At 62.6% G+C, this 12,331-nt stretch carries 12 protein-coding genes; 6 read left to right on the top strand and 6 right to left on the bottom strand.

Annotation, left to right across the window (positions count from 1 at the left end):
• Positions 1-30: 30 nt before the first annotated feature.
• The 6 genes from AO692_RS04075 (at position 31) to pssA (ending at position 5,796) form a co-directional block, all read left to right on the top strand.
• Entirely contained in the window at positions 31-1,311 is a 1,281-nt protein-coding gene (locus AO692_RS04075) for an Ig-like domain-containing protein (protein ID WP_054308766.1), read from the top strand.
• Positions 1,312-1,374: 63 nt separating this feature from the next.
• Positions 1,375-1,719 (top strand): metalloregulator ArsR/SmtB family transcription factor, encoded by a 345-nt coding sequence (locus AO692_RS04070; RefSeq protein WP_054308765.1) that lies wholly within the window; start codon positions 1,375-1,377, stop codon positions 1,717-1,719.
• Between the two features lie 10 nt (positions 1,720-1,729).
• Positions 1,730-3,619: an ABC transporter ATP-binding protein/permease gene (locus AO692_RS04065; RefSeq protein WP_054308764.1), complete on the top strand. Its 1,890-nt coding sequence runs from the start codon at positions 1,730-1,732 to the stop codon at positions 3,617-3,619.
• An 88-nt stretch (positions 3,620-3,707) separates the two neighbouring features.
• Positions 3,708-4,097, top strand: a complete 390-nt coding sequence (locus AO692_RS04060) for a YciI family protein (RefSeq protein WP_054308763.1) — start codon at positions 3,708-3,710, stop codon at positions 4,095-4,097.
• 129 nt (positions 4,098-4,226) lie between these two features.
• Complete coding sequence (locus AO692_RS04055) at positions 4,227-4,952, top strand: phosphatidylserine decarboxylase (RefSeq protein ID WP_280138577.1); 726 nt, start codon at positions 4,227-4,229, stop codon at positions 4,950-4,952.
• Between the two features lie 10 nt (positions 4,953-4,962).
• The gene (pssA, locus tag AO692_RS04050; RefSeq protein WP_054308761.1) at positions 4,963-5,796 is read left to right on the top strand and encodes a CDP-diacylglycerol--serine O-phosphatidyltransferase; all 834 of its coding nucleotides are present in this window, start codon (positions 4,963-4,965) and stop codon (positions 5,794-5,796) included.
• 30 nt (positions 5,797-5,826) lie between these two features.
• On the opposite strand, the gene AO692_RS04045 is transcribed toward pssA, so the two are convergent.
• From AO692_RS04045 to AO692_RS04020, 6 genes are all read right to left on the bottom strand, one after another.
• Complete coding sequence (locus tag AO692_RS04045; RefSeq protein ID WP_054308760.1) at positions 5,827-8,043, bottom strand: AMP-binding protein; 2,217 nt, start codon at positions 8,041-8,043, stop codon at positions 5,827-5,829.
• A gap of 259 nt (positions 8,044-8,302) precedes the next feature.
• Positions 8,303-9,211 carry a DMT family transporter gene (locus AO692_RS04040; protein WP_054308759.1) on the bottom strand — a complete coding sequence of 303 codons (909 nt, stop codon included), beginning with the start codon at positions 9,209-9,211 and terminating at the stop codon, positions 8,303-8,305.
• A 66-nt stretch (positions 9,212-9,277) separates the two neighbouring features.
• Positions 9,278-10,168 carry a DMT family transporter gene (locus AO692_RS04035; RefSeq protein ID WP_054308758.1) on the bottom strand — a complete coding sequence of 297 codons (891 nt, stop codon included), beginning with the start codon at positions 10,166-10,168 and terminating at the stop codon, positions 9,278-9,280.
• A gap of 151 nt (positions 10,169-10,319) precedes the next feature.
• On the bottom strand, positions 10,320-10,571 hold the full coding sequence (locus AO692_RS04030) for a hypothetical protein (protein ID WP_054308757.1): 252 nt from the start codon (positions 10,569-10,571) through the stop codon (positions 10,320-10,322).
• A gap of 198 nt (positions 10,572-10,769) precedes the next feature.
• Entirely contained in the window at positions 10,770-11,399 is a 630-nt protein-coding gene (locus tag AO692_RS04025) for a hypothetical protein (RefSeq protein ID WP_054308756.1), read from the bottom strand.
• A gap of 84 nt (positions 11,400-11,483) precedes the next feature.
• Positions 11,484-12,245, bottom strand: a complete 762-nt coding sequence (locus tag AO692_RS04020) for an SDR family NAD(P)-dependent oxidoreductase (RefSeq protein ID WP_054308755.1) — start codon at positions 12,243-12,245, stop codon at positions 11,484-11,486.
• Positions 12,246-12,331 lie beyond the last annotated feature (86 nt).

Genomic DNA, 12,331 nt, shown 5'->3' with positions numbered 1-12,331 from the left:
ACTGTAGGTGGCTAAGGGGGCGGAGAGGATATGACAACAGCGCTTGTCAGGACATTGCTATTTGCGGGAGGCGGAGCAGCGGCGGTGGCCGGTGTGGCCTATGTTTCCGGTGCGCTCGACCCCTATCTGAAAGCCACCCCGCCCGCACAGGTCGCCACTGTGCCATCAGTCGCACCGGCAGCACAGAAGCCCGCCCAGCAGCAGGCCGCCGTGACACCGGCGCCCGACAAGCCGGCCGAACCCGCGCCCGCAGCAACCGGTCCGATCGCGCCCACCTTCGACGTGGTGCGCGCCGAAGGTGACGGCTCCGTCGTCGTTGCCGGCAAGGCGGCCCCGAATGCCAAGATTGACGTCATGCAAGGTACAACTGTCCTCGGGTCTACGGTGGCAGGACCTGACGGGGACTTCGCGATTGTGCTGGACAATCCGCTGGAGCCTGGAAACTACCAGCTGCAGCTGCGTTCGACCTCTTCCTCCAACAATGTCGTTCCGTCCGCGCAGACGGCCGTGGTGGCGATCCCTGAAAAACCGGATGGGCAGGTCCTTGCGTTGGTTGAGGAACCCGGCAAGGCGGCAACATTGCTCTCAGTGCCGAAGGCTGAAGAAAAGGTTGAACCCGAGGCGCAGCAAGCGGCTTCCGCCGAGCCGAAGGCAACGGCCTCCGCGGCCCAGCCGGCTGAACCGACAGCCCAGGCCGCACCGGGTGCGCCAAAGGTCGCGGTCGGAGCCGTCGAGATCGATGGCGGCAAGATCTTTGTCGCCGGCACCGCTGATCCAGGCCGCAAAGTGCGTGCCTACGCCAACGAAATCCTGCTCGGCGAGGCCGTGACATCCGAAAAGGGACAATTCCTGGTCGAAGCGACCCGCGATCTGCCGGTCGGCGAGTACACCGTTCGGGTCGATCTGTTGGATGCCGATGGTGTCAAGGTGATCGCCCGTGCGGCAGTGCCGTTCCAGCGCGAACCCGGTGAAGCTCTTGCCGCTGTCGCTCCATCTGCTTCCGATGCCAGGTCGCCGGCGCCTCAGCAGGACACTGCATCCGCCGACAAGGCTGCGACCACCGTCGCGCCGAAGCTGGAGCAGGTCGATCACGCCGTCATCATTCGTCGCGGCGACTCGCTGTGGCGCATCTCGCGCCGGGTTTACGGACATGGCATGCGTTATTCGACCATTTATCTCGCCAACCAGCAGCAGATCCGCAACCCGGACCGCATCTGGCCGGGCCAGGTCTTCAAGGTGCCGCAGAAGTCGAAGGAAGGCGAAACCGCCGACATGAAGACACTGGGCGACCAGGCAACCGTCGCCGAATAGAATTCGATTCGCCCATTCGGCTAGGTTGCGCAAAATTGGTTCATCGTTTATCGACGATGAACCATGGAATCTTCACTTGAACTGACGTGTGGGGCAGGCCACCCAATAGACACGCGCGCAGTCGCGACAAAGTTTGCCGCGCTATCTCATCCTGCGCGCATTGAAATCCTGAGGCGCCTGTCCGCCAGCCACTCCTGTTGCTGCGGCGAGGTCGTAGAGCATCTCGATCTCGCGCAGTCGACGGTTTCACAGCATTTGAAGATCCTCGTCGAGGCAGGTCTGGTCCGCTTCACGCCCGACCGGCAGCGTTCGCGCTACGAGGTCGATCACAAGGCGCTGGCTGGTGTTTCCGCATCCCTCGCAGTGCTGGTCGAAGCCTGTTGCCGCTCAGCCAAACCGATTTCATAAGGCAAGAACAGTGGCCGAAAAGACCGTTTCCGCCGCCGACACCGGCACTACTTTCCAGACGCTGCGCAATCTGTGGCCCTACATGTACCCTGCCGACCGGCCCGATCTGCGTTGGCGCGTCACCTGGGCAACACTGCTCCTGGTGGTTGCCAAGCTCGTACTGGTCGCCGGTCCTTATTTCTTCAAATGGGCGACCGACGCCCTTGCCGGCACCGGGCAGTATCATCCACCTCTGCCGGAAATCCTGCTCGCGCCGATTGCGCTGGTCATTGCCTATAATTTCCTTCGTCTCGTGCAGCTCGGTTTCAATCAGTTGCGCGATGCGCTGTTTGCCCGGGTTGGCCAGCACGCCGTGCGCCAGCTCGCCTTCCGTACCTTCGTGCACATGCACCAGCTGTCGTTGCGTTTTCATCTGGAGCGTCGCACCGGCGGGCTGTCGCGCATCATCGAACGCGGTACGAAGGGCATCGAAACCATCGTGCGCTTCATCATGCTCAACACGGCGCCGACTGTGCTCGAGTTCGCGCTGACGGCCGGCATCTTCGCCTTTACCTATGGTTGGAAATATGTCGCCGTTGTTGCGGTTACCGTCGCGTTCTACGTCTGGTTCACGGTAAGAGCCAGCGACTGGCGGATCGGCATTCGCCGCGACATGAACGACAGCGATACCGACGCCAATACCAAGGCAATCGATTCCCTGCTCAATTTCGAGACGGTCAAATATTTCGGCAACGAGGCCATGGAGGCGCGGCGCTTCGACCGCTCGATGGCACGCTATGAGACCGCCGCCACCCGTATCTGGACCTCGCTCGGCTGGCTGAACTTCGGCCAGGGCGTCATCTACGGCCTCGGCACCACCGTGGTCATGTGCATGTCGGCCTATGAGGTGATGAACAAGACCCAGACCATCGGCGACTTCGTGTTCATAAACGCCATGTTGATGCAGCTCTCCGTGCCGCTCAATTTCATCGGCTTCATCTATCGCGAAATCCGCCAGGGCCTGACCGACATCGAGCACATGTTCGACCTTCTCGGCGTCAAGCAGGAGGTGGTCGACAAACCGGATGCCAAGCCGCTGGCGGTGGATGCCGGTCGCGTCGAATTCCGCGACGTGCATTTCTCCTACGACCCCAATCGCAAGATCCTGAAGGGCATCAGTTTCGAGGTTCCGGCCGGCAAGACGGTCGCCATTGTCGGGCCGTCAGGCGCTGGCAAGTCGACGATTTCGCGGCTGTTGTTCCGCTTCTACGACGTGCAGTCCGGCGCGGTGCTGATCGACGGACAGAATGTGCGCGACGTCACACAGGAAAGCTTGCGCTCAGCCATCGGCATGGTGCCGCAGGACACCGTGCTCTTCAACGATACCGTCGCCTACAACATCCGTTACGGTCGCATGGACGCCGATGAGGGAGAGGTTCGCCGGGCAGCTGAACTGGCCCAGATCGGTCCTTTCATCGAACGCCTGCCGGAAGGCTATGCCACCATGGTCGGCGAACGCGGCCTGAAACTATCGGGCGGCGAAAAGCAGCGCGTGGCGATCGCCCGCACCATCCTCAAGGCGCCGCCGATTCTGATCCTCGACGAGGCGACGTCCGCGCTGGACAGCCACACCGAGCAGGAAATCCAGGCGGCACTCGATCTGGTCTCGAAGGACCGCACCACGATCGTCATCGCGCACCGGCTCTCCACCGTCATTTCGGCGGACGAGATCATCGTGCTCAAGGATGGCCAGATCGCTGAGCGCGGCACGCATGGTGACCTGCTCCGGCAGCATGGCCTCTACGCATCGATGTGGGATCGCCAACGCGAGGCTACGGAAGCGGAAGAACGCCTGCGCATTGCGCGTGAAACGGATGACCTTGGCGTCGTGGTGCGCAGACGCACTGAAGAGGTGTCGTAGACGGCCTGTATCTGCGCTATACCTGCCGCCGGCCAAGGCCGTGCGTCCAGGGCAGGGGATGCGCGCCACCGTGAAACCGGGGGAACCGATGCTTTATGCCATTCTCGCCTACCATGCCGCTGGCGTGGTCGAATCCTGGACGCCAGAAGAAGACGCCGCCGTCATGGCGAAGCTTGCCAATGTTCGCGAAAGGTTGCTCGCGGAAGGCAAGTTGGGTCCTGCTGCGCGCCTGAGCCCGACCGAGGGTGCCTTCACGTTGCGTGGGCAGGGTGCTGGAATGGTCATCGACGGGCCATTTGCCGAGACCAAGGAGCAGCTGCTTGGCTTCTACATTGTCGATTGCGCGAACCGCGAGGAAGCGGTCGAAGCCGCGCGCAATCTCAGGCAGGCCAACCCGACCGCCATCTACGAGATCAGACCTATCCCGGTCTATCTGCCAGGTGTGGCGTTTCCGGTCACTGAGGAGAAAGAAAGCTAAGTTATAACAGTCCCTTAGGCCGGTTTGCGTGAGTGCGTCGAGGTCGTTCGCGGCCCACTTGCCGCGACCAGACCAGGCAGCGCGGCTTTGGCGCGTTGCGATGGCAGGCGCTTTCCGGTAGAGAGGCGCATCCGAAACGGAGCCGCCCCCAGCCCGATGAACCTTGTCGACACGGTCAAGAACGCGTTCGTTCCGATTCACCGCGAAGGCTATCCGTTCATTGCGGGTTTTGCCGCGGCAACGCTGCTGCTTGGCTATTTTTCTTCAACGCTGTTCTGGATCGGCCTGATCCTCACCGCCTGGTGCGCCTATTTTTACCGCGATCCGGAGCGGGTGACGCCAGTCGACGATCGCCTGGTCGTCAGCCCTGCCGATGGTGTCGTGTCGGCTGTGGGACCCGCGATACCTCCGCGCGAACTTGGGCTCGGCACAACCGAAATGACGCGCATCTCGGTGTTCATGAATGTGTTCTCCTGCCACGTGAACCGCGCTCCAGTACGCGGCCGCATCACGCGCATCGAGCATAGGCCGGGAAAATTCCTCAATGCCGAGCTTGACAAGGCGAGCCAGGAAAACGAGCGCAACGGTCTCGTCATCGAAAGTCCGAACGGCTCGGTGGCTGCGGTGCAGATTGCCGGCCTGGTGGCGCGGCGCATCGTCTGCTGGGCGGACGCCGGTGGTACGCTGGCGATTGGCGAGCGTTTCGGCTTGATCCGGTTCGGCTCGCGTGTCGATGTCTTCCTGCCCGCCAATGCCGCGCCCCGTGTCGCTGTCGGCCAGACGGCGGTTGCCGGCGAGACCATCATTGCCGAGTTCGGCGGCCCGCAGGCGGCGCCGCTTGTGCGCATCTCGTAGGGACGGCGCGATGGGCGCTCCCTTCAAGAAATTCGAGGCGCACGGTCACGGCGGGCCGCGCATCACCGAGATCCCGCTGCGCATGGTTCTGCCGAACCTTGTGACCGTTCTGGCGATCTGTGCCGGCCTCTCCGGCATCCGCTTCGCCTTCGAGAACCGCTTCGAGACGGCGGTGGTCATGGTGCTGATCGCAGCGTTCCTCGACGGCATAGACGGCCGTCTGGCGCGGTTGCTGAAGGCGACGTCGAAATTCGGCGCGCAGATGGATTCGCTGGCCGACATCGTCAATTTTGGCGTCGCGCCGGCGCTGGTCCTCTACGCCTATCTCCTCGACAGGGCCGGCTCGCCGGGTTGGATTGCCGCGCTCCTGTTTGCCATTGCCTGCGGCATGCGTCTGGCACGCTTCAACGTGCTCGATGAGCAGACCGACCGCCCCGGTTGGCAGGCCGACTATTTTGTGGGCGTGCCGGCGCCGGCGGGCGCCGTGCTGGTCCTGTTGCCGCTTTATCTGTCCTTCCTCGGCATGCAGCCGACACGGACGATCGCATTCGCCGGCGTCGCCTTCACCGTGCTGATCGCTTTCCTTCTGGTCAGCCGATTGCCTGTCTACTCCGGCAAGAGCCTCAAGATCCCCGGTGACCGCGTGCTGCCTGTGATCCTTGCTGTTGTGCTCTACGTGCTGCTTCTGGTCAGCTACCCATGGCATACGCTGACCGCTTCGGTGGCAGCCTACCTCATCTTCTTGCCCTTCAGCGTTCGGGCTTATTCGCGCCGTGCCAAGAAGGAAGGCGAAGCGGTGTTGCCGCCGGATGTCGATCACAAGGGGATCGACGGCGAAGGCTGATCGCTCGGCGGTCCCTATCTGTTGACGAAGTTAGGCGGCAAGGCCCAACTGCTCCATTGCCAGCTTTCGCGCCGCGACATAGTCGGTCTTGCCGGAGCCCAGGACCGGCAGCGCGGCCACCTTGATGATATCCTGCGGCATCGCCAGCTCGGCGGCGCCTTTTTCCTTGTTGAGTTTGCGCAGTTCTTCGAGCTCAGCGCTGTTGGCCGTGGTCACCAGCACGACGCGCTCGCCTCGCCGCTTATCGGGGACGGCCACCACGGCATGATGGTCCTCCGGCCACAGCGATTGAACCAGCATTTCGATCGCGCCGAGCGACACCATCTCTCCGGCGATCTTGGCGAAGCGCTTGGCGCGGCCCCGAATTGCGATGAAACCATCGCGGTCGACGGATACGATGTCACCGGTATCGTGCCAGCCTTCGAGCGGCCGCAACTCACCCGGCCGGTCCTCGGTCATGTAGCCCATCATCATATTGGGGCCGTCCAGCCAGAGCCTGCCGCCATCCTTGGTGCCTTCGACAGGTTCGAGCCGCATGCGGATCGCGGGCAGCAACCTGCCAACGGTGCCTTCGCGATTGTGAATGGCGGTATTGACCGCCACCACGGGCGCAGCTTCCGTCAGCCCGAAACCCTCGATGATTTCGGCCTGGAAGCGCTCGCGGTAGATGCGTCGTGTTTCCGGCTTCACCGGTTCCGCACCCGCCACGATGAAGCGCAGGCTCGAAAAATCACCTTCGCTGGCGTTGCGCGCATAGTTGGCCAGGAAGGTATCTGTACCGAACATGATGCTCGGTCGCGCCTTGCGGGCCATTTCGGGAATGAGCTTGTAGTGCAGTGGCGAGGGATAGAGAAACGCCTTCACCCCGGTCAGCAGCGGCAGGATGGTGCCGCCGGTCAGGCCGAAGGAATGGAATGCCGGCAGCACGTTGAAGAGTGTGTCCTTCGGCGAAATCGTGATGCGTGCCTCCGCCTGCATGGCGTTGGCCAGCAGATTGCGGTTGGAGAGCACCGCGGCCTTCGGAGTGCCCTCTGATCCGGAAGTGAAGAGGATGACGGCCGGTTTGTCCGCATCCTGGGCCTGCAATGGCCGGCGCCAGAACAAGCCGGCAGCCAGTTTCTCGAATGCCGAGGTGTTTTCCTGGATGTCTTCCAGCCAAAGCAGTCGCGCTCCACCCTCCTCGGCGGCCATGACGACATCGGATAACGCAGCCTTCTCGACGAAGGCACGGGAGGAGATCACCGTGCGGATCACTGCGGTTCGCACGCCGGAGGTCACATTGGCGGGACCTGCGGTGTGGTTGATCATCGCCGCCACCCGATTCGCCGACCACAGCCCAAGCAGCGCGGTCGCCAGGCCGGTTGAGTTCGGCAGGAGAAGGCCTACGGCTTCGCCCGGTGCCGTGCATGCTTCCACCCGATGACCCAGGACGCGTGCGCCGGCGAAAAGGTTGCGATAGCCGAGAGCGCCGTCGACGTCTTCGACGATCGGATGCGAAGCGCCGAAGCGGTCGGAAGCATCGCGGATCGACTGGAACAGGCTGCGGCTGAGGTCGGTGGCGCCGAAACGCGCCTCCGCGGCGTAGTCGAACAGCGCATTGCCACGATTTCTGGCGGGCTCCCCATCGCGTGCGGCCAGTTCATCGAGCGTCAGTGGGGGCAGTACGCTGACCGAAAGCTTTGGAAGCAGCTTGCGCGGCGCTTGATCCGCTGGCGTCAGCGACGTCGGCAGCCAGCGCGCGCCGCCGACGAAGATCGGCACGATGCGGGCATCCGCCTGCAAGGCGATACGGGAGACCGCGCGGTACAGCCGGAAGGATTTCACCTCCGGTTCTATGGCGTCCGGGAAATAGACGGCGAGGCGCCCGCGCCCCTTCAGGACACGCACCAGCCGTCGGCTGACGAAAACGTGTTCGGCGTTGAAGGCGATGGTGCGGGCCAGTTCTCGCCAGGGTTCCAGCCAGAATGAACGTGCGGAGGCTTCATCGAGAATATGCAGCGTGTCTTCCGGCAGCAACGACAGCATCAGTGCCGGGTCGAGCTTCGATTGGTGGACGATCGCGTAAATGACCGGCGCCTCGGCGCCGCGGGCGATCTTGAGCTTATGATCGGCCACGCGGTAGGCGAGCTTGAAAGGCGTGTAGAGAAACGCCTGTGCGAAGCTGAGGCCGAGGCGAAATTTCTCGATGGCTGCAATCAACAGCCAGGCAATCGCAACAGCGGCGAACAAGCCAACGCCGAGGATCATACCGCGTCACTCCCAATGCTATTCAGGGTGTCGCACGCCCGCATGGACGCTCCGTGCCATGTGTCGAAGCTTGCCGATCACACCGGGCAGAACCTAGCGGAAGTCCTGCCAAGGTCAATGAGGCACAGCAGATGACACGGAGCAAGAAAAAGCCGACCTGGAGGTCGGCTGGAGGGGACGGGCCGAGGGGTTGGGGGACTAGAGCATGGCCCGCACCCAAATAATGCTTGGGCTCTATGATGGTTCCATGACAGCGTGATTATTTTGCCGCCTGAGCTGTGGAAATTTCCGTCTTGCGCCGGGTGGTGAGCCAGTCGTTCAGGCCATGCGAGAGCACTGCCGTGAGCACCACGGCACCGCCAAGCAAGCTGGCGGCCGGCGGTGCTTCTGCCAGGAAAAGCCATGCGAACAGCACAGCGGCTGGAATTTCGGTAGCACCAAGCAGCGCTGATTCCGGGGCAGGAATCAGCCGGCTGCCTTCTGTCCACAGCACCGAGGCGAGGGCGAATGAGGTGCCGAAAACGGCAAGGAGAACGGCATCCTGACCGGTGATCGCCAGCGGGTCGCTGACGAACCACCCGAAGATGAACAAAAGCAGTGATGAGATCGCTCCGGCCCATACCACCGGTGTGTCGCGGAAAGCGCGGACCATGATAATGTAGAGTGCACTGCCGATCGTCATCAACAGCGCCAGCCCATCGCCGAACAGATTGCCGGAACCGAGGCCGGAATGCACCATAGTGGCAACGCCAACGAGCGAAAGGATAGCGGCAGCCGCCGTGGGCAATCGGAACAGCTCGCGCACCAGGGCCCAGGCGAGCAGAGCGGTCACGAAAGGGGCCGTCGCATAGATCACCGCCACATTGGCGACATAGGTGAATTTGAAAGCCGCGATGAAGGCGATGCTGGCGGCGGCGCCTTCAACGGCCAGCAGCCAGCCGCGCCAGCCAAGCCGTAGATTGGGGCGCTGGCCGATCCTGGCTGGTCGCCAGCACACATAGGCGCCAATCAATAAGAAGCCGACCAGTCCGCGCCAGCAGGTTACGGTCAATGCATCGGCCGAAATCGATTTGGTGAGTGCGCCGGTGAGGCCGAACACGACTGCCGAGGCGGACACCAGCAGTATGCCCAATGCCCTGTTTCTTTCGGCTTCATTGGTATGCGCCATAGGTCCCTCCCGCGAGATCACAATAGCGCTAGGCTCCTGACAACACTCTGACAGGAATCGGCAGTCTCAGGCTGCGGGTTTGCGGAAGCGCTCGCTGGCGACGATGACAAGACCGGCAAGCACGATGATAGCTGCTCCGACAAACACGGCGTCACGCGGCACGTCGCCCCAGATCAGGAACCCAAGCGCGAAGGCCCAGAGCAAGGCGGTGTATTCGAACGGGGCGATGATGGAGATCGGCGCTCGCTTCATGCCCTCGAACAGGAAGTACTGACCGAGCCCGCCGAGGGCGCCGACGGCGATCATCAGCAGAAGCTCCTGCCAGCCCGGTGTCTGCCAGGTCCAAAACAATGGAATTCCGGCTATCGCCAGGAAGAACCCGTTGTTGAGAACGAGCTGCACGGTGGTGCGCTCCTGCGAGGCGACCTTGCTGAGGAGCACGATGGACAGACCCCAGAAGCATGCCGCCGCCAAGACCAGCAAAACGGGTAGCGAGAAGCCGAGGCTGGCGGGATCACAGGCAACGAAGACACCGCCGAATCCCATCAGGACGGCAGCCCAACGCAGCAGCGGGACTTTTTCTCCCAGGATCACGATCGAAAGCGCTGTCACGATGATCGGTGCAGCGAAATAGATGGTGGTGAGTTCAGCGAGCTGCAGGTCTTTCGCGGCTGTATAGTAGCAAAGCCATGCCGCCAGGATGAGGAAGCTGCGCAGCAGCATGGATTTGAGGATCGGTGAGCGCGCTGAATCGGCGATCAGTTGACGGCCACCGATAGCAAGGCAGCCGACGAGGATCGTGGCACTGCGGATGAACAGGATCTGCCAGACCGTGGCAGTCGTCACCAGCAGTTTGATCGACGCGTCCTGCAGCGAAAACAGCAGATAAGCCAGGCTGGTCAGTAGGATGCCCGCCAGCACTTTTTCGCGCGTATCGGAGAGAACGACGTCTGTCATTTTGGGCTCGGCTATGGAATGCACGGCCGAACCCGAATCGTCACTGTTTCAGGCCCCTCCGCAACCGTCAGGTTACACGAGAGGCTGCCTTGGCGCTGCTGAGCCAGACAAATGCTTGCGTTGGCGCAGTTTTGCGCCGCAGCGCGGGGTTTTACTGAGCGGGTGCGGCTGGCTGCTGTTGCTGCTGCTCGGCACCAGGCTCGTCGTCACCCATATCGGCATAAGGCGAGGCGCTCGGCACGCACTGGACTGTCCAGCCGGTTGGCGCAGGCTGCTGCTTCTGGAATTCGGTGATAGCCGCCGCGCACTGCTCGCGATTGTCGAAGGTGCTGGGCAGCACAACCATGCCGCCTTGCGGGCCGGCAACGACGAGATACCAGACCAGGGCAACGGTCGATGACATGGAAAGTCCTCACTTTGGGATTGGGAATGAATGAGTTGGCGGAACCTAGCAAGTCTTGGCTGCACGCGAAAGCGTGCCCATGACACATAGCCCCGAAAGCTGAATCAACCTTCGGGGCCGACTGCCTTCAAAAGTGAAGACAGCAACCGAACTTGGATCCAAGTGTGGCTTGGATCCCGACCGTTGCCGCGGATTCTCTCATTCGGCTGCGAAACAATAAAACAGGCCGTCGCCGCCAGTGCCTTTGAGCGCATCCTGGCTGCAGCCGCCACGCGAGCCGTGGGATGAGTTCCATGATTTGGCCGCCGCCGAATCATCCAGACCGGTGCGGTCGGAATGGCCCATGAGGGCAACGCCATCCGCGCCGCTCAGTGTCCAGTCGCCGCAGGTCTTGTCGGCAGCCTTGGTGCCGTCCGGGTTCGAGCCGGTCAGGATATCGTGGCGGTTCGGCTTGTCGCCGCGTCCGTTGATGACCTCGCCCTTCTCGTTGAGCGCCGTCTGCTTGGTGAGATTGTTCTTGTCGCCATGCAGGGACGCGACATCATCGGCGATCTTCTCGCCCTTGGCGTTGACCCAAGGGCCCTTGCCGATACGGTCGCGCGCGTCGGTATCCTTGGTCGACAGATAGGCATGCCAGGTCTTGCCGATCACGCCCGCCGCCTCGGCCAGTTTGCCGCAATGGGCGTCCGCGCCGGCCAGCCCGCCGAGATCGGCGCCCTTGCCGGAACCGACGCTGGTGACGAAGAAACTCATCGTCTTGTCTTGTGCGTAGGCCGTCCCTGCAGCGAGCAGGGCTGCGGTCATGGACAAGAAAAGCAGTTTGCGCATGATATTCCTCCCGGTTGGACGCCCTCACCGAGAGCAACGATACCGGCGAAAGGATTCATCCCGCAACCGTGGCTTTGTTTGGCCTCAGACCGGCATCTGGTACGACACCCAGCGGTTGGGCTTGGCCTGGAAGATCATGCCGGTTTCGGTGATCGACGGGCTGGCCAGCGGCACGATACGCGCCGCGATCTCGGAAGGGTGGGGCAACGTATCGGGGTTTTCGCCGGGCACGGCCTGCGCGCGCATGGCGGTGCGGGTCGCACCTGGATCGACGATGTTGACGCGCAGCGGTGAATTGCGGGTCTCATCCGCCCAGGAACGGCCCATTGCTTCAACCGCAGCTTTGGACGCGGCGTAGGGGCCCCAGAAGGCACGTGCCGAGTGTGCTGCCCCGGAGGAGAGCAGGATGACCCGGCCGGCATCGGAAAGCCTGAGCAACGGGTCAACCGAGCGGATCAGGCGCCATGTCGAGGTGACATTGACGTTGATCACCTTCTCGAAGGTCTTGGCCTCGACATGGCCGATCGGAGCAATCACGCCGAGAATGCCGGCATTGGCGACCAGGATATCAAGCTTGCCCCAGCGTTCATGGATCGCGCCGCCCAGCCGGTCGATGCCGGCCATGTCGGCGAGATCGAGCGGCACCAGCGTCGCTTCGCCCTTGCCAGTCCTGGTGTGCTCCGCCTTGATCTCGTCATCCAGTTCCTCAAGTCCGCCAACGGTGCGCGCCACGGCGATGACATGGGCACCAGCAGCCGCCATCTGCTTGGCGATGAAATAGCCGATGCCGCGCGAAGCGCCGGTGACGACTGCGAGGCGGCCGGTGAGGTCTGGAGTAGCGGTCATGCGGTCATCCAATATGACGAAAACGGTCAGCGCGACCAGATAGGACGAAATCCGCGCGAACGAAACCCCGCAGGCCGTTGCGGGCG

Origin of the sequence: Mesorhizobium sp. 1M-11 (assembly GCF_001303895.1) — a bacterium.
Classification (GTDB): domain Bacteria; phylum Pseudomonadota; class Alphaproteobacteria; order Rhizobiales; family Rhizobiaceae; genus Mesorhizobium.
This window is presented reverse-complemented; position numbering and strand designations above follow the sequence as displayed.